A 22,732-nucleotide genomic window follows, 5' to 3' on the forward strand; every position below is an offset into this window, starting at 1 on the left:
GAAGAGTATACTTATGCGCAAGCAAATGTTGAGCAAGCGAAGGCTGTAATTATTTTTGCCGATGACTCTATTCAGGATATCACTTTACGAGATGCAAAACGCTTTCGATTGCCTTGACTGTGGAGCGGATTGCGCCTGAAGTTCATACGACTGCAGAGGTGATGGTTCAGCATCATTTAGCCAACTTTTCTCATGTTCATGTGGACGACTTTCTCTTATCTCAAGACACCATTTCTCGCATGGCGGTTCGCTCGGCGATGGACCGAGGCATTAGTCAAGTGTACGCGCAACTCGTCAGCCGCACACAAGGGGAAGATGTATTCCAAATCAAGCCACATTCTAGCTGGAAGACTTACCGGGATGCCTTTACGCAATTGTTAGATCAAGGAGCCACGTTGATCGCAGACGGTGATTCTTTAGACATTAACCGGCGATTGGATGAAGCGATTTCCAAGGACGCGAGCTTGTTTATTATCTGTAATAAAGATACCTATGCTGAGTTGCTGGCGCAGATGAAATAGCCGGAGTAGAATGCAAATAGAAAACCGTAGCCATCTGAACTGCACCTCAAATTGTTAGATGATGTGTCCAACAATTGGGGTGCGGTTCAAGGCGACGGTTTTTTACTCAGTCATTAAGGTCATACATTTTCCCTTTGACTAGGTAAATGACATTTTCTGCGATATTGGTCGTATGATCGCCGATGCGCTCTAAATAGCGACTTATGAATGATAGCTGCGTGAGCTGTTGAATTAATTCAGGGCGCTCAGCCATCGTGCGCATTAACTCATTAATAAGCCGGCCATATGTATGATCTACCTCATCGTCGGCATCTGCAATACCGCGTGCAAGGACGACATCTTCATGATGGAAAGCATCAAGACTGTCAGTAAACATACTTGTGACCCGCTCAGCCATTGCTGGAATGTCATTTAAAGGTTTAAATAAAGGATCTTTTCCAATCAAAACGGTGGATTTTGCAATATTTACAGAAAGATCACCAATTCGTTCTATGTCAGAGGCAATTTTAACGGTCATCATCAATTTACGAAGGTCGGAAGCGAGTGGTTGTTGTTTTGCAATAAGCCAAATCGCTTTTTCATTAATGTCATCTTCCAACTGATTGATTTTTGGGTCATATTCGATGACTTGGATGGCGGATTCAACATTTTGATTTTTGAGCGCAGACATAGAGCGGCTCAAAGATTCCTTTGCCTTCATCCCCATTCTTAGCAGCATCGCATGAAGTTCAGCGAGATCGTCTTCAAAAGATTGTCTTAGACTCATAGATAGATTCCTCCCAATAAGAGAAGGGGCTTTGGGTTAACCAAAGCGCCCTGTAATGTAATCTTCAGTACGGTCATCTGCAGGATTTGAGAACAGCTGGCTTGTTTTGTCGAACTCAATCAGCTCTCCGTTTAAAAAGAAGGCCGTTTTATCTGAGATACGCGCAGCTTGCTGCATGTTATGCGTCACGATGACGATACTGTAGTCTTTTTTCAATTCCTGGACAAGGTCTTCAATTTTAAGTGTTGAAATAGGGTCTAATGCGGACGTTGGTTCATCCATTAAGATTACATCGGGCTCAATCGCTAGACAACGGGCAATACAAATACGCTGCTGTTGTCCACCGGAAAGGCCAAATGCATTTTCTTTTAAACGGTCTTTCACTTCATCCCAAATCGCTGCCCCACGAAGGCTTTTTTCAACGACTTCATCAAGAACCTTTTTATTTCGGATGCCATGAATTCTTGGACCATAAGCCACGTTATCATAAATAGATTTTGGAAACGGATTTGGCTTTTGGAAGACCATGCCGACTTTTGTACGCAATGTTTCAACGTTATATTTACGGTCGAGTGTGTTGACGCCGCGATATTTAATTGAACCAGATACACGCACTGAAGGAATGAGCTCAATCATACGATTTAATGATTTAATGAAAGTGGATTTACCACAGCCAGAAGGTCCGATAATGGCTGTAACTTGTCTTTCACCGATGGATAAATCAATATTTTTAAGTGCCTGGTCATTTCCGTACCAAAGATTGAAATTGTTGACCTCATACACATTTTGCGCGGCTTCGACTTGCTCGTTGGTTTGTAATGGCTCGTTTTCCTTTGGGGTAGGCTTCAACTCTATTGACATAAAGAGCACACTCCTTAGTATCGTTTTGTAAATTTATTCCGAATTAACACGGCAATGGAGTTCATGATGAGCAACATGCCAAGGAGTAGAATGATCCCAGCTGCCGCAATATCATGGAATTCGGCTTGTGGGCGACCGGTCCAGTTATAAATCTGAATTGGCATCGCCGTAAATCCAGACCAGATATTTTCAGGAACAAAGGCGACAAAGGTGAAAGCGCCAATCATAATAATCGGTGCAGTCTCTCCGATGGCTCGTGAAAGCGCAAGAATGCTTCCTGTTAAAATCCCCGGAATCGCCGCCGGAAGCACAACCCTTAAGATCGTTTGCCACTTCGTAGCTCCAAGTCCGTAAGATGCTTCTTGAACTTCGTTGGGCACTGACCGAATGGCTTCTTGTGACGCCACAACGATGACTGGAAGGATCAGTAAGCTTAACGTTAATCCACCAGCAAGTACACTTTGCCCCATTTCAAATAAACGAACGAAGACGGTTAAGCCTAGAAGTCCGAAAACGATCGATGGAACACCGGCTAAGTTAGAAATATTTGTTTGAATAAAGGCGGTAAAACGATTCTGTTTAGCGTACATTTCAAGATACATCGCTGTCGCGACACCTAAGATGACAGATACAGGCGCAGTGATCAGCATGAGCCAAAATGTACCTAAAAGAGGGGCTTTCATTCCGGATTCCTCAGGTTTCCTTGAGGCAAATTCAGTGAAAAATTGCCATGAGAGGTGAGGAGCCCCTTGCGTAATGACTCGATAGAAAAGAATTGTCAAGACAATGAGACCGAATAATGTACATGCGAAAAATAGATATTTTGACAGTTTATTTCTAAGGAGGCGGCTCCCGGTGCGTTTTTCAATCTCATTTTGATTAATGAGTGCCATTTTAGTAGCCCTCCCTGAAACGTTTTGAAATATATTGGGCAGCAAGGTTCATAATGAGTGTGAAGATAAATAGTGTAATTCCCACAGCGTAAATACTAAAGTAGATGGTTGAACCATACGAAATATCTCCGAGACTCGCTTGAACAATAAATGCTGTCATCGTTTGAATAGATTCACTTGGATCGAAGGTCAGTTTAGGTGATGACCCGCCTGCAATACTTACGATCATTGTTTCTCCAATCGCCCGTGATACAGCTAGGACGAAAGAAGCGATGATGCCAGACAGCGCGGCAGGAACAACGACCTTTAGTGCGACCTCTAAACGTGTCGCCCCTAAAGCTAATGCTCCCTCACGAATGGAGTTTGGTACGGCGCTCATCGCATCCTCTGATAGGGACGCAACCATTGGAATAATCATAATTCCGACGACAATTCCTGGGCTAAGCGCATTAAAGAATGGCAAGTCAGGAATGATACTTTGCAATAACGGAGTGACAAAAGTCAATGCAAAAAAACCGTACACAATCGTAGGAATCCCAGCTAAAACTTCAAGAACAGGTTTAATTACACGGCGTACAGCATCACTTGCATATTCACTTAAGTAAATGGCTGTAGCCAAGCCGAGTGGAATCGCAACAATCATAGCGATGACTGCGACGAGCAATGTCCCTGAAAGTAAAGCGAGAATCCCATATTCTGGATCTGCTTCAAAAAAAGGATACCAGTTTGTCCCTGTGATAAAGGATAAAAAGTCGACTTGTTGAAAAAAACGAACGGTTTCAGTGAGTAGAGTTAAGATTATGCCAACGGTGGTCAAAACAGAGATTACAGCAGCGAGCCATAATAGGACTGGTATTCCACGTTCAACTAATTGGCCGCCCCAATTACTTTTACTTTTCTTACGTTCAATCATTTGTGCAATTGATTCTTTCTTCGGGATAGTGCTCATAGGCTACCGCCCCCTTTACATGACATCACAGCAAATGGTGAAGTTGACTCCACCATCTGCTGTGTAATTTTGTATTCACTTGTGCTCTTATTGACCAGCGATCTCGTCAACTTTTTCAATAGCAGTGTCATATTCTTCGTCTGGAAGGCCGACATAGCCAACTTCACCAGCAAGCGTTTTTGCATTGCCAAGCGCAAACTTTACGTAGTCAAGCACTTGTGGCTTTTCTTGCAAGGAAGAGTTTTTCACATAGAAGAATAGTGGGCGAGACAATGGGTTGTAGTCACCACTGCGAATTGTATCTTCACTTGGCTCAACAGCCTCACCAGCTTCGTTTACAATAGGAACAACTTTCAAGTTATCACTGTTTTCGATGTAGTAAGCATATCCGAAATAACCGATTGCGTTTTTGTTTCCAATAACACCTTGGACAAGTGTATTGTCGTCTTCAGAAAGAACAGCATCCTTACGCATAGGGTTTTCTTCTAAAATCACTTCATTCCAGTAGTCGTATGTACCGGAATCAGTACCAGGGCTATAAAATTCAATTGGCTCTTCTGGGAAACCTTCACGGACGTCAGCCCATGTTGTTGCTCCATCAGCAAGCCACATTGTTTGCAATTCTTCTACAGATAGTTGGTCAACCCAGTCGTTTTCGTTGTTCACAACAACTGAAAGACCGTCATAAGCAATTTCAAATTCTGTGTATTCAATGCCTGCTTCTTCTAGCGCAGCAATCTCTTCTTCTTTAATTGGACGAGAAGCGTTGGAAATGTCAGTTTCGCCGTTAATAAACTTTTCAAAACCGCCACCAGAGCCAGAAACACCGATTGGTGCTTGAACGTCAGGATTTTCCTTTGCATACTCTTCAGAAACAGCTTCCATAATCGGGAAGACTGTTGATGAACCATCAATGGCTACTTCGCCAGAGATACTTGCCGCAGCGTCGTCTTCAGACTCATCCGTAGCTTCTTCCTCACTAGCATCTTCTTCAGTTGCTTCTGTGTCATTACTACCCTCAGCATTTGATGCGTCACTGCCACCATCGCCATTACCACAAGCAGCTAGAATCATCAATAAAAAAGCGGCAAACACTAGAGCCAATCGTTTCATCGTTTGAATCCCCCTAATATCATCCAAATTTCCTACGCACTCAATATAACAATCGTTTGTTAATGAATTACGAACCGAATGTAAAGTTTGTGTAAATTGGAATGAAGGAAACTTCTGAAAACAAGCTAGTGGGAGCAGAAAAGCCTTATCTATTTTTGACAAAGACAGCTCATAAATAGGGGCCTGCCAATAAAAATGGTCACTTTTGTGATCTTTCCGCTGATGCTCGTTAGATGTTTTGCTTTTGCACTAGAGAGTCCATTTATAGTAGATGTTTCCATTAAAAAAAGTATAGACAACATCACGTAGAAAGACGTTGTCTACACTATTTGGGTCATTTTTCTATTTTTTAAAACGTTTTGGCACCCAGTCTAAGATTAGTATTTTCCCGAGTAACTTGAGATTAAAGACTGGTCTCGGAGGCAAGTGGCAAGCTTTATCGGTATGGGTAAGGAGCCCCATCACAATGGAAGGGAACAAAGTACACGGATCAGCTATCAATAACTGACAAAGGCGAACTTCCCGCTTCACCTTTTAAGAGCGTTAAGTAGAACTTGCTGTTTTCCATATCGGTTGTCCGTCAAAGGACAACGATAGCCCGACTTCAAACATGCGCCTCCAAGGCATATAAACGTTAAAAAGAGTAAATTCATTTCGGAAAGATACAGGTAAATACTGCTCAGTAAAATGGGTGAGCTTTTCATAGATTAAACTTTCGATTTCAGGCTGAATTTGTGAAACATCAAAATATGTCGCTGGTTTTTCTGGAAGGACATGTGCAGTGAGGTCTTGGCGGATCAAGGCTTGATATCCCCAATCTTCCAACCATCTATAAAAGAGAAACGCTCTACTGTAATGTTGTCGTTCGGGAAAGTGTTTTTTAGCATATGAATCTATGATCGCATGAGCAATGACTGTACCTAACGTATTTCCGGACGTGTTCCAGCCGGCGTAAGCAGAGAGGGAAGGCAATAGATTTTTTTCGACAGCAGTCGCATCAGCTGGTGATCACTGCCATTCAAAGTCGCTACATCAGCAATGGCAACATGACGTCCTTTGTTAAGGTGGCGTTCAAGCGAGTGGATGAATGATCGGATATTTACTTCGGAAAAGTATGAACGATCCCTTTTGTGAAGTACTCCAGGGCCAGACATTCGTTCTTGGCCAGCGCCAGGTGCATGAACGAGCAGATGAATGTCAGCGGAGTCTTCATTCGTTGTCATATAGGCATGGGCGGTGGTCAGCTGTGCTTTTATACTTTCATTGAGCGATCGATCTTCTAACGCTGGAATGATCGTTGGACCTAATGTTGATGAATATTCAAGAAAGAAGTCAGGGGTATAACCCTTCACCTCGGAAAAACGCGCGCGAATAAAATACAGCCTGCTTCGTCTGCGCCTGGGTGAATCGCTGTGCGTTCCAGTACATCTAGCTGGTCCATATGCAGAAGAAGTTCACGTTGCTCTTGCGAAGAAAATCCGTACTCTGAATGATCATCTAATGGTACAAAAAGATAATTAATCGTATCTTGCTCGAGAAGATGAACGGCCTCTTTGTTTAATGTTGCATTGACACGCCTGCGGTTTGTAAAGTCATGCAGTACGTTATCTGGAAGCCGAGCTTGTACATTGGCTAATTGCGTTTTCTCTGTGTCAGTCAACGAATGATGCGTGTTTTTGTCTGTCAGCCAGCCGTAGAGATGTAAATCCGCTCCATGAGTTTCGTAATAGTCCGGCTCTTCGTCATTACTGTTGTAGGATGGGCAACGCATAATAAGGTGAAAGGCATCAATTTTGAGTTGTGGGTTTATTTTCTTGAGCTTAGATAAAACGCTTAATCTTTCAAGACCTTCGTCAACAGATAGATCGTGGAGGCGGGAAGGGACGATACCTCCATAAATGAGCATATCTAATGAAACAATAAGGCGATCTGCTGAGGAGCAGTGTTTTATAAGCCATTGATGGAGTTGTTTAGTATCAGCTGGCCGTTTCTTCTGACCAAGAAGCGAAGGGCTAGGTACCTTTAAGTCAATATCCGTCATTGAGGCGAGCATTTGCGGATAAGCGAAATTGCACGGTCGTTCATCTAGGGGAACGTATACGACTGTTGTCATCGATGTTACCTCCTATATAGTTTTGAAATTTTTGTATCATTAATGACTTAAATTGTGAACATGATTTCTTAACTCATTTTAACCTTTAAGTTCAATATTGGTAAATAAATATAGGATATTTTCTCCTAATAAAAAGGGATAAAGGAATTTTTGTTTGCATAAATTTTTTAAAATGATAGAGTTTTGAAAGAGAATGTTCACATCATTTTACCGTTATTAAAAGGAGGAAAAGATTTAAATGAAATCTTTGGTGTTTAAGAAGCGGGTCATGGTGGTTATGTTATTCGTGTTAATCCTTAGCGCATGTTCTTCAGGAGGTAAGCCAGAAGGCTCGGCAAAGACGGCTACGGGAGAAAATGACAAATTGAATGAGCGAGAGATTACTTTTATGACGATTTCATTGAGCCCTGCATTTGACGAATATCTGCAACAAATGATTGACGAGTATGAGGCAGCAAATGAAGGTGTAACGATCGAATGGCGCGATGTTCCAATGGACCAAGTCGAGCAGATGGTGATGACGAGGGCATCTAGTGGAGACTTGCCTGATGTGATGAACTTAAACACGCTTTATTTAAAAAAGCTCGCTGGACTAGGTGCTTTAGTCAATATGGATGAAGCGGCTGCGGATGCAAAAGAGGACTATTTTACAGGCCTTTGGCAATCTGGATCGGTAGGTGACGCCAATTATGCAATTCCATGGTATGTCACAACAGGTGGTTTTTTATATAATGAAGACATTTTGAACGAAGCCGGTTTTGAAGAGCCGCCGAGCACGTTTGAGGAAGCTTGGGAGTATTCCGAAGTGATCTATGAAAAGACAGGTGCTTACGGTGAAGTGATTGAGCCGAAAATTAACAAGATGATGAGTTTGCATGGAATCTCTATTCTTAATGAGGATACAACTGCAGCTGAATTAAATACACCTGAAGCCGTTGAATTATGGACAAAGCTTAAAGACAAGTATGATCAAGGTTTAGTCCCGAAAAACATTCTGCTTGGACAGATGCCAATTCCGGAAATGTATGCGCAAGAGAAAGTCGCTTTTTGGTCTACCGGACCGCAGTTATTTAGACAAGTGAAGGACTTATCTCCTGACGTGTACGAACAGTCAGATGCGGCTCCTGCGCTTGTGAGTGATGCAAACTTACAATACGCAGCGATTATGAACCTCGCTGTTCCTAAGCAAAGTGAACATGTTGATTTAGCTGTTGACTTCGCCCTTTTCGTCACGAATGCCCAAAACCAATTGGCTTTCTCTAAAGAAGCGAATACACTTCCGTCGGTCAGAGAAGCCGCGCAGGATGAATACTTTACGAAGGGTGAGGATAGTGACGACCCAGCAGAGCGCGGAAATTTCTTTGCTGCTCAGCAACTTGAGATTGCGCAAGATATAACAATTCCACACGAAAAAGCCGGTGAAATTAATGATGCACTCACAGAGTCATTTCAAGAAATGTTAATCAATGACGGCGAGCCTGAGCAAACACTTGCCGATTTAGAGGCTGAAATTAATGGTATTTTACAAGACTAATGTTTTAAGCAGATTAAGAGGAGCTGCCAGGGCAAAGAGGCATGCGGTTGAATGATCCCAATGCCCCTGTTTTTCGAGTCAATATTGCTTGCTGCAATTAGTCTCACCTGCAGGGAACATTTGTCACAAAGACACGTGCAGGTGCGGTGAATGCGCCTATCTCGGTCAAGGTCGTTTGGTTGCGCTTGAGCAACAATTTTATCGATGGTGGGAGATTAAAGTGTTGTAAAAGAATAACTGCAAAATACAAAGACACTATGGACCCGTTGTTTGCCAAACCGGTCATGGTGTTTTTTAAATTAAACGAAGAACAATGATTGACTAGATCATTTCGTACGTTTTATGAGTCATCGTTGTGGTTGTTGGCTATTTTATTTCATTTACAAATTTAAGAACAGACAATGTTTAGCAAGTTCATTTTTGTGTTTGGATTTTTTCTCCGTGTAATTAAATAATAAAGGAATATTTATTTACATATATATAATTTAGTGGTAGAGTTTTGTTAAGAAAAAATGCTCAATTCAGATTTATTCGTTTTCATGGTTGGATTGCTGTATAGTTTATATTAATGACAAAGGGGGATGTAAAGATGCAAGCCTTAAATGAAAGAAAGTGGTTTGTGCTTTGGGCAGTTTTCGTCTTGTTCCTCGCTGCGTGCTCATCAGATAGCTCGTCAGGAGGCTCGTCCGAAGAATCAGCGGGCGGCTCACAAGAAGCGAGTGAGTCGCCAGGCGAAAGAACAATTTCCTTTATGACCATTGCTCTAAGTCCAACATTTGACGAGTATTTTCAAAATATTATTGAAGAATTTGAAGCGGCAAATGAAGGTGTAACGGTTGAGTGGCGCGATGTACCATATGATCAAGTTGAACAGCTTGTGATGACGAGGGCTTCAAGTGGAGATATACCTGATGTTATTAATTTGAACACATTGTTTCTGAAGAAGCTAGCCGGACTCGGCGCACTTGTCAATATGGATGAAGCAGCTGCAGATGCGAAAGACGATTATTTTGAAGGCATTTGGCAATCTGGATCTGTAGGTGACGCGAATTTTGCCGTCCCGTGGTATGTATCTACAAGTGGATTGTTGTATAACGAAGAATTGTTAGCCGCAGCTGGCTTTGATGAGCCGCCGGCAACGTTAGAGGAATCATGGGAATATTCCAAAGTGATTTATGAAGAAACTGGGGCTTATGGACGGGTGCTCACGCCGACGATGCACACGCTATTAGGTTTGCATGGCATTTCGATACTGAATGAGGATAATACGGCGGCTGCGCTCAATACGCCTGAAACCGTCGAGCTTTGGACGATGCTGAAGGAGCAATATGACCAAGGTCTTATACCTAAAGGGATTTTACTTGATCAAATGCCTGTCCCAGAGATGTATGCTCAAGAGAAAGCAGCGTTTTGGACAACAGGTCCACAGCTTTTCAGACAGGTGAAAGATCTTGCTCCGCAAGTGTATGAAAAATCGAACGCTGCACCAGCGCTCGTAGGCGACGCCAATATTCAAAATGCATCAATTATGAACCTTGCCGTTCCTAAGCAAAGCGAACATGTTGATTTAGCAGTTGAGTTTGCTTTATTCGTCACGAATGCAGAAAACCAGTTGGCATTTTCTGAAGAAGCGAATGTCCTGCCATCTGTGAAGGCTGCCGCGGAAGATGAATATTTTCAGCAAGGTGAGGATAGTGACGATCCGGCAAAACGCGGAAATTTCTATGCTGCACAGCAGCTTGAGCTAGCACAGGACATGACGATTCCGCATGAAAATGCTGGTGAGATTACAGAAGCGATCAACAAATCCTTTCAAGGCTTGTTAATTAATGATGGCGATCCGGAGCAAGCGATTGCTGACTTAGAAGCACAAATAAATGCGTTGCTGCAAGAATAATGAAGCCGGATGAGGTGGAGGAGGTGCAAAACAAATGTACAAAACGAGGCATGCTGTCTTATTTCTTACGATCCCAATGCTCCTGTTTCTTGTGTTTACACTGCTCCCGGCGGTTGGCGCCCTCGGTTTAAGTTTTACAAATTACAATGTTTTTGCGCCGCTCGAATGGGTTGGAATTGATAATTATGTAGAGGTGCTCCAGGATGAGGAATTCTGGAGCGCGCTTGGCGTCACCGTTTACTTTTGGCTGCTTGTGACCCCTATTCTTGTTATTTTTCCAATTTTTGTTGCAGTCCTTGCCAATCAAAAGGTTAAAGGCATCCGGATCTTTCGCCTTGTTTTTTACTTTCCGGTGCTCGTCTCTGTCGTCGTAACCGCGATTTTATGGCGCTGGATGTTCAACGTTGACGGCATTCTCAACTATTTTCTGGGCTTTTTTGGCTTGCCGCAGTTTGAATGGTTGACGAGTCCTGAAATGGTCGTTCCTAGTATGGCTTTGGTTACCATTTGGTCAGGATTTGGGTATTACACCCTCTTTTATTTGGCAGGACTTCAATCGATCCCAAAGGATTTATATGAGGCTGCGGACCTTGATGGAGCGGGCTTTTTTCAAAAACACTTTCTAATCACCATTCCTTTGCTTCGCCCGGTTATTTTCTTTGTCGCTGTCATCTCAACGATGGGTGCGTTTAAAGAATTTACCTTAATGTTAACGATGACGGATGGTGGACCTCTTGGTGCCTCGACGACGGTCGTTCTACTCGTCTTTAAGGAGGCCTTTCAAAATCTAAATATGGGGTATGCGAGCTCGATGTCGTTTATTTTATTCTTGTTTATTTTAATCTTGACGTTGATTAATCAAAAGCTCATAGATCGTAATCCGGATCGATAAGGGAAGGAGGTAAAAGTGTGAGAGAAGTTCGTGTAGATCGGGGCGTATCAACAAAGCGTAAGTCATGGAATAAACGTAATCTTACACAATTTGGTAGTGTTTATTTCTTTCTGTTTTTTCTTGCCTCTTTTACGATTATACCGTTTTTATGGACAGTTTCGATTTCGTTTAAAGCGAGCAGTGACCCGATTTTTTCTATGCCTCCGCAGCTTCTTCCGGAAAATGCGACATGGAGCAATTATCTTGAGGTATGGAGCGTTGTCCCAATACCGACGTATATTATGAACAGTTTAATTTTGACTTTTTTCGGTGTGCTGCTTCCCTTAATTACGTCTTCAGCGGCAGCTTTTCCGTTAGCAAGAATGCGTTTTAAAGGACGTCATTTCTTATTTATACTCATTTTAGCGACGATGATGATTCCAAACGAAGTGACGATGATCCCGGTCTACTTAGTGATCAATGCACTAGGTATGATGGACTCGTTTACGGGTGTCATCTTGCCGGGGGCTTTAACACCATTTGGTATTTTCTTAATGAGGCAGGCATTTGTAAATATTCCGCGTGAAATTGAAGAGTCGGCGATCATCGATGGTGCAAACGTTTGGCAAATTTTCTGGCGCATTTTACTCCCAATGGTTAAACCGATGCTTGGTACATTAGCGATTCTTTCATTTATAGGTGCCTGGAATAGCTTCCTATGGCCATTGCTAATTTTACAAGATCAATCGATGTATCCACTTACCGTAGGGCTGTATAAGCTACAGGGAACGTTTGTGACGAATACACGCCTTGTGGCTGCAGGGGCGATGATTGCTCTCATCCCTGTCATTATCGTGTTTGTTGCCTTGCAGCGTAGTTTTATCGATGCGGCGATCTCAAGCTCTGTCAAAGGATAATTTAAAAATTTTAAGACACCATGACCTATTGGACTTTTGTCCAAACGGCCATGGTGTTTTTTTAACGGCCCACTTCTATTAAAAAAAGTGAAATATAATTTCATATATAAAGGGAATTGAATTGATTTTATATTTCTTTTTATCATATACTTACATTATATAGGTATTTTATGTACAGGAGTGAGTGCATTGACAATGAGACAACTGCAAACAGAGCGAAGGAATGAAGCGTCGACGAATTTAGATGCAATGAATGTTCTGGATATTCTGAGTTTAATGAATGAGGAGGATGAAAAAGTAGCTTTGCATGTGAAGCAATCGCTACCTCAAATCGCAAAACTAATTCAGCTAGCCGTACCTAAATTACGCCACGACGGACGACTGATTTATATTGGTGCTGGGACGAGCGGCCGTTTAGGTGTTTTAGATGCAGTAGAATGTCCGCCCACCTTTGGCGTCTCATCCTCTAAAGTGGTTGGTCTGATTGCAGGCGGAGAGGGTGCTTTTAGTCAAGCTGAGGAAGGCGCGGAGGATTCGCGGTCGATGGGTGCACAAGATTTAAGCAAGATCCAGTTAAATGAGCAGGATGTTGTCGTCGGGATCGCGGCAAGCGGACGCACACCTTACGTACTTGGAGCGTTAGAGCATGCGAATAAAGTAGGTGCTCTAACGGCAAGCCTTTCGTGTAACTGCAATGCTGTGATGAGCGAAATGGCTGATGTTGCTATTGAAGTGCCTACAGGGAGTGAGGTCCTTTCTGGCTCCACTCGTTTAAAAGCAGGGAGCGCACAAAAAATGGTGCTAAATATGATTTCAACAGCAACAATGGTTGGATTAGGAAAAGTTTATCAAAACCTCATGGTCGATATGAAAGTAACGAATGAAAAACTTGAAATGCGTGGTAAGAATATCATCGTCGAAGCGACCGGAGTCTCTTTCTCTGTCGCTGAAGAATTTTTTAATAAAGCGGGAGGGCATGTGAAAACAGCCATTGTCATGATTTTAGCTGACCTCCCTGTTGACGAGGCAAAGCTGCGACTCCATGAGGCGCAAGGGGTCGTTCGTCAAGCTGTGTCGGCAAAAGAGTAATTTGCCAATGTTTTATTTCAAGACATTATTTTTTTGCGTGTTTCGCCAATGGCTAGGTGTGTGTCCGGTATATTTTTTGAAAACAGTAGCAAAATGTTGGCTTGTTTTAAAACCAAGGTCATAAGCAAGCTGCGTAATGGAAATTTGATTCGATGAAAGTTGGCGACAAGCGTCGTCAATTTTTAGACGGTCGACAAAAGCTGTCGGAGACTGGCCGTACATGCTACGGAATAAACGATAAGTGTGAGACTCACTAACCCCGAGCTCTTTGGCAATTTTTTTAACTGGCCATCGTTGATCGGGATTTTTTTAATGTGTTCTGCAAGTTCCACCATCGCTTCATAAAGGTCTGCTGGAATGTCATGTGAGTTGCTCGGCTGAAGCAGTTGAAAAAGAATGGTCAAAATGCTATGGCGAATATAAATTTCTGATAAAGGATGACGCTCTTCCAGGGAATGGCGCATTTTTCTAAACGTTTCACTAAGACTTGGGTCAACGGACACAATCCGTGGCAACTGATGAAGTGCTTGTTGTAAAGCAATCTTTTCATCGCCTTTAATATTTAGCCATTGATGGAAACGGGAGGGGTCAGTCATAATGAGCCACCAAATCGTACATGGCTCAATGTGATTCATACGCGCGCGGTGCCATTCGTTTGGACGTGTATGAAAAATTTGACCTGTTCGGGAAGTGTACGAATGTTGATCCACTTCCCATGACGATTGACCTCTTTCCATATAAACAAATTCAAAGCATTGCTCATGCAAATGGTCTGAAAGTTGAAGAGCTTCTGTCAGATGATCGTAGCCGAGCATAATCAGTTCAGGAACACCTTGAAGCTGTGGGTGTTCATCTATGCCAAACGTCCAGCGCATATAGTCTGTTTTTTTTCGCATCATTACAATCACCTCTAAGAAGATGTTTCAATAATTATCAATGTTTCTAATCCTACTTGAAAGGAATGAGGAAGTAAAGGGGGGGGATTCCCCTGTACAATGTGACTTGTAAATAAACAAATCATTTAGGAGTGATTGAATGGGCGTAATTGATTATCAAGTGACAGCAGAAGATAAAGCAATCTTTGATAGAGATGGCTACTGGATTAGTCCTAAGCTGATAGATGATGAGACGATCGAACGTTTGCGTAAAGCGCATGATCGCATCTGGGACAGAGATTTTGATGGTGACGGCTTTTCGATGAATCCGCTTCCACCGAAAAAGAAGTTGGCGATTCGCAAATGTGAAAATGGTTGGTGGATCAATGACGAAGTACACGCTTTTGTCACGGATGAAAACCTTGGTAAAATTGCAGCAGATATATTAGGTGAAGATGAGATTCGTCTCTGGCACGACCAAGTCATTTATAAGCCTGGCTCTGCCGGTGAGGACACGAATTTAGGCAATGTCGGTTGGCATCAAGACTATGGCTATTGGCGTTGCACGAGCACGACGAACATGGTGACCGTGTGGGTAGCGCTCCAAGACACTGTCGTGGAAAATGGTGCGATGAAGACGATCCTCGGTTCTCATAAGTGGGGCGAAGTGGAAGGAAGCGACACCTTCTTTGAGCAAGACATGGAGAAGCTGAGGGAAAAATTTGCGCAGCAAGACTGGGTTGAAGAGCCGTGCATTTTAAAAGCCGGTCAAGCAAGCTTTCACCATTCATTAACGTTCCATGGATCTGGTCCAAACGTAACATCAGACCCGCGCCTGTCTATCGTAGCTCATTTAATGCCTGGACATACGAGCTATCATAAAGGACGCGCAAATCATGACAATATTAAATTCCTCGGACCTCGTCCATATAATGGGCAGCCGTTTAACAATGAATACTTTCCTCTTTTATATAGCAAAAAAGGGTAATGTAAGCCCTGTTTGACGATTTTATGCTTAAGTAGAGTATCATGACTGGACTGATGGTTGTAGGCAGGGGAAGACAAAAGTGACGGATGGGCGTTGATCTGCTTTTTGGTAAACGCTCTCATCCGTCACTTGTTCGCCTGCTTAGTCATTTGCCTACGTTGAGAAGCGTATCCAAACCAGGCCAAACGTTGAGACAATTCAAATGTTTTTCAAAAAAAGTAACAAATACTAGAGTGTTTGTTTCCACGGGCAAAAAATAATGCTTGTCATTGTAAGCGATTACCAAAGGGTTATGAACAACGTGCACGAAGTACATAAAGTGACAAATATAAATAAAAGAAAGGAATGTGATGGATGGCTAGAATCGAAAGTAGTGACCGTACTTATGAAGCAGACCCGCGCTGGGCAAAGCTGCCTGAAGGTATTTCTTTTGGGTATACACATGGTGTTGTCGTTGACGAAGAGGACAATGTTTACGTGTTTCATACGAATAGTCCCTCTGTTGTAAAATTTAACGAAAAAGGAGAGTATCTCTCGTCATGGGGGGAGCAATTTGGCGAGGCGCATGGCTTTTATTTACATAAAGAAGCAGACGGTGAGTACCTGTATTTAACAGATGTCGCAAAAGGAAATGTGATGAAAACAACCTTAGATGGTGAAACGGTGTTGGAATTGGAGACGCCCAATCTTCCCGAGGTTTACGATGAAGATCACGAATATAGACCGACAGATGTTGCGGTTGCTCCGAATGGGGACATTTATGTAGCGGATGGGTACGGTCAAAATTATGTACATCGATACGACGCCAATGGCCATTACATGAGCTCTTTCGGTGGCTTAGGAAGTGAGCCTGGTCAGCTGGCATGTCCACACGGTATTTCGGTGAATCTTAGAGCAGAAGAGCCTGAATTGTATGTAGCGGACCGTTCAAATCACCGTATTCAAGTGTTTACTTTGGACGGTGAGCATAAGCGTTTTATTGAAGAGAATATGGATATGCCTTGTAGCTTTTATTTCTTTGACGGTGAGGTTTATTTTCCAGACTTGAACAGTCGTGTAACCGTTTTTGATCAGCATGATCGCTTGGTGACCCATTTAGGGGAAGATCAGCAAGCATACAAGCAAGAAGGGTGGCCGAATCTTCCTGAAAGTTATTTCAGAGACAATCGCTTTAGCTCACCTCACGGGGTATGTGTCGACTCCAAAGGCAATGTTTACGTTGCTGAATGGACCGTTCATGGCAGGGTGACAAAGCTGACGAAGCAATTAGAAATCTAGAGGAAAGTTTTTAAAAACACAAGTTCGAGAATTTTTTCTCTGCTTGTGTTTTTCTATGATATGTTCTCAAATTGCCAAACCTACTATCTTTAAACATCCGAAATAAACTTTGTCTAAACCATCACAACATAAATTTCGATACGATCGACAGTTCATAGCAGATTGTGTACATAAGCAAACGATATTTTTCTTTCACCATGATTTCCACAGAAACGACTTAATATCTCGCTTGAAGTGAACGGTTCTCATTTTCCATAGAAAAAAGCAACCTTTCGTCTTCATGAGCGTGTAGATGTCCGATGATTAACAATTTATTTATTATAAAATTTTACGCATAGGAGTTCTCAGTTCTTTTTTTGTATTTTTATCGATCAACCTCATGGAATCGTTAGAGGTCATTCGATAACTATACAGCAAAATATTTAGGCTATACCTTCATCTTCATTGGGAACAGGGGCACGATACTACGGTTTTTAAAGTTTATTGGTGAGCAAAAAGTACGTTAACACAGAATTTGGTAGACATAGTAATCGAAGGGCATGCGATGTTGAAAGAAGACGCCCAATATGGAACATATTGGGCAGTTAAGAGCAGTAAGTGAAATCAGAGATGACGCGAATGAGGATGTCCGTTCGCAGGGTAAAAAATATTTGGCCCGGCGATGAAAAAGCGGACTTCTCCTTGAGACACATCTTTTATGGAGGGATAACAGTTACTTTTTATATACGAGTGGGTTTAATGGGCTCGCAACGAGATCACCAGGCGAACATCCAGGAATCCAATTTTTTAAATCAGAATCTCTGGCTTTGCTATCTGGCTGAGCAACACGCGCACCATCGGCAACATAGATAATCGTTATGATTTTTCGCATGTGATCTGTAGGGTTTCCTGGAGCACTGTGTATGGTCCATCCAGCATGGAAGGTAGCATCCCCCGCCGACATTGCGCCATAGTTTTCGACGGGGATTTGCTTGCCCTCAATGTATTGTTTTAAAGTATTATGGGATTCATCGGAGATTTGTTGTTTGCTGATAAATCCATGTTTGTGAGTTCCAGAAGCAAATGTCATTGTTCCGACCTCTTGAGAAATTGGTTCGAGGGGCATCCACATAGTGATCGTATTTGGTGTGTCAAGCGGCCAATAAATTTGATCCTGATGCCAAGGAGTATGACCACCCCCTGGCTCTTTATATAGAGCTTGATCGTGATAAATACGAACACCATCAACTCCCATTAAATCAGCAGCAATTTTTGCAAAACGTTTAGCTAGTACAAATTGTTTTATTTCGGAGCTCTTAACCCATAGGTTTCCTATTTGTATAAAAGCTTTGCCGTAAGTATCACGTTTGGTCACTGGTTGGCTATGAGTATTTAATTCCATCACTTTGTCTGTAATCACTTTTTCATATTGTTTAATTTCGTAATCCGTTGCGACATTCTTTAAATAGATATGGCCTTTCTCTTGGTAGAGTACCTTTTGTTCTTGTGTTAATGTGTAATATTCTTCTAGGTTAGGTAAAATAGAGCGATTGTTTTTCATTTGTTTTCCTCCTATACTTTTGTGAACTTCAAATAAATTTTAATGAAACATAAGCAAGTTGTCTTTGTTGATTTGTAGATTGTTATTGTCAAAAACAACTTTTTTTGCAAATGAAATATGTAAAAAGTTGCAGAAGATGAAGGAGATAGAAATTATGAATTTTACAGAAGTAGTCAAAAGAAATCCTGTGACTCCCTATGTCAGAGAATGTGATTTTGCTATTAGAAATCCGTGGTCTATGTCGGAACGTCGTTTACTAGACTATTTACTTATTTATGTCCGAGAGGGTAAGTGCAATTTCACCGTTGATGGAAAAAATATTATTTTGAGAAGGGGGATATTTGCTTTATTCAACCGAATAGTTTGAATCACTTAGAAGGTTTAACAAAAACGGTAACCCCTTTTGCCCACTTTGATATTTTTCATTGTCTTAATCGAGAACAGAGCTTTCCTACGAGGGCAGGTCAAGTTGATTTAAGTGACTATCGGCACTTGATGCAACCGAGATTAGATGAGTTATTTCAAGTTGAAATTCCTATAAAGTTAGAAATTGAGAATTTTAAATTTGTGAATACATTTTTAGAAGTAATTAGCTATTGGAAACTTGGAGACCCTATTTCCAAACTGAAAACGCAAACTAAACTTACCGAAATGATCATTATGATTTTGCAAACTTATGTAAAGGTAGACAATCTTCAAGTGACCTCACCCCAATCTCTTCATTGGATTACATCCTATTTTTCATTCCATTTAGGCGAGCCTTTAAGTGTGTCTGATATGGCACAAAGAGCGCATTTATCAATTTCTCGCTTTAATGAAATCTTTAAAATGCAGTATGGTACAACCCCTTATCAATATTTACTAAATATGAGGGTTTCTCATGCTTGTGAGCTTTTGATAAATACCAACCTTACTCAAGAAAAAATCGCGAGTTATTGCGGCTTTTCAGATATCCATCATTTTTCAAAAGTGTTTAAGAAAAAGGTCGGCGTGGCTCCTGGTGAGTATCAGCAAAAAGAATGTTGAAACTTTACAGAGGAGGTACTTAGAAATAAGGAAGGAGGTAAGTCATTCGTGGAAACTTTTCTATTTCACCATGCGGGTGACGTCACTGTGCGGGCTGGTCACTATCTCGCAGAACGACAATTACACGATTTTGAAATTGTTTACTTTCCTAAAGGTACAAATTCGCAGTACGTGTCTGAATGCGCTGGAACGTTTCATTTAAATGCCCCTTGTGTCCTGCTTACACGCCCGGGTGAGAAGCATCGTTATCAGTTTGATCCAGATGGCGTAACACGTCACCTTTTTATTCATTTTGATTTAATCGATCATTCGATCATACATTTATACCCTCTATTAGGAGCTGATCCGACTCAGGAAAGGGTATTGTTTTTACGCGAGGATTCCTTTATACCGCAGATATTTAATCAGATGCTCCGATATTTTCATACGAAGCCTTATCGGTGGCGGCGGATCACGCAAATGCTGTTTCTCACAGTGTGGGAAGAGCTTGAGATGCTTGCGAACGGCGGCACTGCCAAAATGTCCATTGAAGCTCCACTCCCAAAGCCGCTCGTTAATGCACTTGAATACGCGGAGAATCATATCAGTGAAAAGATTGAAGTTGGACAATTGGCAGCTGCCTCAGGCTGGTCTCATGAACATTTTACCCGTACCTTCCAAAGGTTCATGGGATCTTCACCGAAAGCTTGGCTCAATCAGTATAAGATGGAAAGAGCAGCTCAGCTTCTCTTGCAAAGTGAGGTGCCCATTAAACAAATCGCTTCAGAAGTAGGCTTTACAGATGTTTACCACTTTCATCGTGTGTTTCGTCGTTGGTCTCCACTGACGGCAAGCGAATATCGCAAACGTTACAGTGATCCCAAATACCGTCATTTAGTTCCGACAAAGGATTGGTCCCGGTTTTACCCTCTCAATCACTTCTTTATTCTCGATCCACCGAATGACACGTTCTAGAAGATCAAATTTATCCATCTTTTTGTCATTTGCATACATTGTGTATTTGTCTCTAAATTCTGATAATAAAAACACAAATGTATGAAAGGGTGTTATTATCGTGGACACAAACATTGAAAAAAGAAAGCGAAAAAACGTAAAAGCCGAGGATTATACCCGTTTTTATCGTGATGGATACTTGATTGTAAAAGGGCTCCTGTCACAAGCTGATACAGCTTATTTACAGCAATGGGCTGATGATATTTATGAAGGGAAAGTCAACTTAGATCATTTGACGCACAGTATCAATTTTGGAAATGAAGCAGAAAAGAGAGAGCGCATCGCATCGGCCCGTATTCATATGGCTCATCGCGCACATGAGACAGCCGAATGGGGAATGCTGCACTTTGGCATCGTCGATGTCCTTGAAGCGCTGATTGGCCCTGATGTGTTGGCATTGCAGTCGATGCTGTTTTTCAACCCTCCTGGAAAAGGAGGTCAAGGGTGGCATCAAGACTCCATGTATATTCAGACAGCACCGGACACATTGATCGGAGCCTGGGTTGCTTTAGACGATGTCGATCAAGAAAATGGCTGTCTTTGGGTGGCGCCCGGCTCACATCATGAACCTATTTATCCCCCTTTATCAAAAATCGGTTATGTTCATGCAAACGACGAGCAAATTGATGGGCTGTTTAAAGCGAAGCATGCGAGTCACTTAGACGATGAAGTCAATCAGCTATCAGAGGTCGTCAAAAAGTATGGCGATATTGTCCCGGTGGAGCTGGAACCAGGTGATGTACTGTTTTTCCACTCGCATTTATTGCATCGTTCATATCAAAATCAGACAAAAGATCGCATGAGAAGAAGTTATGTTTGTCATTACTGCAATGCTCGTTCATGGGTTCCTTGGAATCATGGCGAACCGTATGAAGGTCCTTCGGCAAATCGTGAGCATATTTTAGCTCGAGGAAAGACACACTTACCGTTCGCTACGCCAAAATTTGGAACAACCGTAGAGTTATCGTCTGAAGACCAGGGCGAAATGAATGTTGCCATGCCAGGTGGAGATATGGGGAAAATGGAAATGTAATGGGGCATGCCTTGTGTAGCCATCCTTATAGCTGAACAAAATCATCGACAGGGTAAACACTTTCCCTCCTTAACGATTAGGGTCAAAGTCCGAGCATAAATTAAAGTGCGAAGTGCAAATAAGTTTACGCTAAAAAGGGTGCGGTCGAGGGTGACTTTGTTTACACATCATGATATAATTCATATTTATATCAGACTATTTAAAAAGGAGATTGAGAAGAGATGAGTAAAGCTGAGACGAGTAAAGTTGAGGTAAGCGAAAAAGGGTTTTTTGGTGAATTTGGAGGCAGTTTTGTGCCGCCACAACTGGAAGCTGTCTTAAATCGATTAGCTGAAGCGTTTGAATCGTATAAAGATGACCCAGAATTTGTCGAAGAATTCGATTTCTATATGAAAGAATATGTAGGACGTGAAAATCCGCTGACCTATGCTGAGCGTTTAACGAAAAAGCTAGGCGGCGCGAAGATCTATTTAAAAAGAGAAGATTTAAACCATACAGGTGCTCATAAAATTAACAATGTCATTGGGCAGATTTTATTAGCCAAACGGATGGGCGCTCATCGTGTGATTGCGGAAACGGGCGCCGGGCAGCACGGTGTTGCTACTGCAACAGCATGTGCGATGCTCAACATGGAATGTGTTATTTATATGGGGGCAGAAGATATTCGTCGTCAGGAGCTAAACGTTTTCCGCATGGAACTATTAGGAGCGAAAGTCATCGCTGTCCATCATGGTCAAGGTCGCCTTAAGGATGCGGTCGATGAAGCTTTAAATGACCTCGTTGCGAACTATGAGAACACATTTTATTTGCTCGGTTCGGCAGTCGGACCACACCCATATCCGTCAATGGTTCACTATTTCCAATCGATTATTAGTAAAGAATCGAAGCGGCAAATTCTTGAAAAAGAAGGTAGGTTGCCGACAGTCGTTGTCGCTTGTGTTGGTGGTGGAAGTAACGCGATCGGGGCATTCTCTGAATACATTCAGGAAGAAAATGTGCGTATCGTCGGGGTTGAGCCGAAAGAAGCTGCTACAATGACTGAGGGCACACCAGCTGTCATCCACGGCTTCAAATGCTTATGTTTGCAGGATGAAGAAGGAAACCCACTACCGACACATTCCATTGCGGCTGGACTTGATTATCCAGGGATTGGACCAGAGCATAGCCAGTTAAAGGTGTCTGGTCGTGCAGAATACTACACGGTGACGAAAGAAGAAGTCCTTGAAGCGTTTCAAGAGCTTTCAAGAACAGAGGGAATTATTCCGGCTTTAGAAAGCTCCCATGCGGTCGCCTATACAATAAAAGAAGCTCCACAAATGAGTGAAGACGATATTATTATCGTTAACATCTCTGGACGTGGCGACAAAGACGTCAATGAAGTAAAGCGTTTATTGGAAGCTAAAGAATAAGCCAGAAAAATGGAGAAAAGGGCCACAAGTGCTGAAACACTTGTGGCGTAAGCAATACAGGTTCGA

Annotated in this window: 20 protein-coding genes and 2 pseudogenes; 13 read left to right on the forward strand and 9 right to left on the reverse strand. The window is 42.2% G+C overall.

The features are described 5' to 3' along the window. Positions 1-119: 119 nt before the first annotated feature. Positions 120-521: a hypothetical protein gene (locus G4V62_RS15915; RefSeq protein WP_165203956.1), complete on the forward strand. Its 402-nt coding sequence runs from the start codon at positions 120-122 to the stop codon at positions 519-521. Between the two features lie 106 nt (positions 522-627). On the opposite strand, the gene phoU is transcribed toward G4V62_RS15915, so the two are convergent. The 6 genes and pseudogenes from phoU to G4V62_RS20880 all read right to left on the reverse strand — a co-directional run bounded on the left by phoU (position 628) and on the right by G4V62_RS20880 (position 7,216). Beyond that, positions 628-1,287, reverse strand: a complete 660-nt coding sequence (phoU, locus tag G4V62_RS15920) for a phosphate signaling complex protein PhoU (RefSeq protein WP_165203959.1) — start codon at positions 1,285-1,287, stop codon at positions 628-630. Positions 1,288-1,323: 36 nt separating this feature from the next. Continuing rightward, entirely contained in the window at positions 1,324-2,148 is an 825-nt protein-coding gene (gene pstB, locus G4V62_RS15925) for a phosphate ABC transporter ATP-binding protein PstB (protein WP_165203962.1), read from the reverse strand. A 14-nt stretch (positions 2,149-2,162) separates the two neighbouring features. Continuing rightward, the gene (gene pstA / locus G4V62_RS15930; protein ID WP_165203965.1) at positions 2,163-3,041 is read right to left on the reverse strand and encodes a phosphate ABC transporter permease PstA; all 879 of its coding nucleotides are present in this window, start codon (positions 3,039-3,041) and stop codon (positions 2,163-2,165) included. A 1-nt stretch (position 3,042) separates the two neighbouring features. Continuing rightward, positions 3,043-3,990, reverse strand: coding sequence for a phosphate ABC transporter permease subunit PstC (pstC, locus tag G4V62_RS15935; protein ID WP_165203968.1), 948 nt, complete (start codon positions 3,988-3,990; stop codon positions 3,043-3,045). Positions 3,991-4,077: 87 nt separating this feature from the next. Then, positions 4,078-5,103 carry a PstS family phosphate ABC transporter substrate-binding protein gene (locus G4V62_RS15940; protein ID WP_165203971.1) on the reverse strand — a complete coding sequence of 342 codons (1,026 nt, stop codon included), beginning with the start codon at positions 5,101-5,103 and terminating at the stop codon, positions 4,078-4,080. A 543-nt stretch (positions 5,104-5,646) separates the two neighbouring features. After that, positions 5,647-7,216, reverse strand: a pseudogene (locus G4V62_RS20880) (DUF4127 family protein). Between the two features lie 238 nt (positions 7,217-7,454). On the opposite strand from G4V62_RS20880, the gene G4V62_RS15960 reads away from it, so the two are divergent. The 5 genes from G4V62_RS15960 to murQ all read left to right on the forward strand — a co-directional run bounded on the left by G4V62_RS15960 (position 7,455) and on the right by murQ (position 13,524). Beyond that, positions 7,455-8,750 (forward strand): ABC transporter substrate-binding protein, encoded by a 1,296-nt coding sequence (locus tag G4V62_RS15960; protein WP_165203983.1) that lies wholly within the window; start codon positions 7,455-7,457, stop codon positions 8,748-8,750. Between the two features lie 589 nt (positions 8,751-9,339). Then, positions 9,340-10,647, forward strand: coding sequence for an ABC transporter substrate-binding protein (locus tag G4V62_RS15965; protein WP_165203986.1), 1,308 nt, complete (start codon positions 9,340-9,342; stop codon positions 10,645-10,647). A 34-nt stretch (positions 10,648-10,681) separates the two neighbouring features. After that, positions 10,682-11,539 (forward strand): carbohydrate ABC transporter permease, encoded by an 858-nt coding sequence (locus G4V62_RS15970; protein WP_165203989.1) that lies wholly within the window; start codon positions 10,682-10,684, stop codon positions 11,537-11,539. Positions 11,540-11,556: 17 nt separating this feature from the next. Continuing rightward, a complete protein-coding gene (locus tag G4V62_RS15975; RefSeq protein ID WP_312855516.1) occupies positions 11,557-12,435 on the forward strand; it encodes a carbohydrate ABC transporter permease in 879 nt (292 codons plus the stop codon). Positions 12,436-12,630: 195 nt separating this feature from the next. Next, entirely contained in the window at positions 12,631-13,524 is an 894-nt protein-coding gene (gene murQ, locus G4V62_RS15980; RefSeq protein ID WP_165204028.1) for an N-acetylmuramic acid 6-phosphate etherase, read from the forward strand. A 12-nt stretch (positions 13,525-13,536) separates the two neighbouring features. Here the strand turns inward: murQ and G4V62_RS20885 are convergent, their stop codons facing one another. After that, entirely contained in the window at positions 13,537-13,746 is a 210-nt protein-coding gene (locus tag G4V62_RS20885; protein WP_376768318.1) for a helix-turn-helix domain-containing protein, read from the reverse strand. A gap of 224 nt (positions 13,747-13,970) precedes the next feature. Continuing rightward, positions 13,971-14,423 (reverse strand): annotated as a pseudogene (locus tag G4V62_RS20890) (cupin domain-containing protein); the annotation flags it as partial. A 136-nt stretch (positions 14,424-14,559) separates the two neighbouring features. Here G4V62_RS20890 and G4V62_RS15995 point away from each other — a divergent pair. Together G4V62_RS15995 and G4V62_RS16000 are read left to right on the forward strand one after the other, a co-directional pair. Beyond that, the gene (locus G4V62_RS15995; RefSeq protein WP_165203995.1) at positions 14,560-15,387 is read left to right on the forward strand and encodes a phytanoyl-CoA dioxygenase family protein; all 828 of its coding nucleotides are present in this window, start codon (positions 14,560-14,562) and stop codon (positions 15,385-15,387) included. Positions 15,388-15,741: 354 nt separating this feature from the next. Then, the gene (locus tag G4V62_RS16000) at positions 15,742-16,665 is read left to right on the forward strand and encodes an NHL repeat-containing protein (protein WP_165203998.1); all 924 of its coding nucleotides are present in this window, start codon (positions 15,742-15,744) and stop codon (positions 16,663-16,665) included. 712 nt (positions 16,666-17,377) lie between these two features. On the opposite strand, the gene G4V62_RS16005 is transcribed toward G4V62_RS16000, so the two are convergent. Beyond that, positions 17,378-18,205: a phytanoyl-CoA dioxygenase family protein gene (locus tag G4V62_RS16005; protein ID WP_165204001.1), complete on the reverse strand. Its 828-nt coding sequence runs from the start codon at positions 18,203-18,205 to the stop codon at positions 17,378-17,380. 154 nt (positions 18,206-18,359) lie between these two features. On the opposite strand from G4V62_RS16005, the gene G4V62_RS16010 reads away from it, so the two are divergent. From G4V62_RS16010 to trpB, 5 genes are all read left to right on the forward strand, one after another. Further along, a complete protein-coding gene (locus G4V62_RS16010; protein ID WP_165204004.1) occupies positions 18,360-18,572 on the forward strand; it encodes a cupin domain-containing protein in 213 nt (70 codons plus the stop codon). Positions 18,573-18,700: 128 nt separating this feature from the next. After that, entirely contained in the window at positions 18,701-19,231 is a 531-nt protein-coding gene (locus G4V62_RS16015; RefSeq protein ID WP_246218483.1) for a helix-turn-helix domain-containing protein, read from the forward strand. Positions 19,232-19,279: 48 nt separating this feature from the next. Then, positions 19,280-20,185, forward strand: coding sequence for an AraC family transcriptional regulator (locus G4V62_RS20680; protein ID WP_165204010.1), 906 nt, complete (start codon positions 19,280-19,282; stop codon positions 20,183-20,185). Positions 20,186-20,285: 100 nt separating this feature from the next. Next, entirely contained in the window at positions 20,286-21,257 is a 972-nt protein-coding gene (locus G4V62_RS16025; RefSeq protein WP_312855517.1) for a phytanoyl-CoA dioxygenase family protein, read from the forward strand. 221 nt (positions 21,258-21,478) lie between these two features. Then, entirely contained in the window at positions 21,479-22,666 is a 1,188-nt protein-coding gene (gene trpB / locus G4V62_RS16030; RefSeq protein WP_165204013.1) for a tryptophan synthase subunit beta, read from the forward strand. Positions 22,667-22,732: the final 66 nt, after the last annotated feature.

Source organism: Litoribacterium kuwaitense (assembly GCF_011058155.1).
GTDB lineage: Bacteria > Bacillota > Bacilli > Bacillales > DSM-28697 > Litoribacterium > Litoribacterium kuwaitense.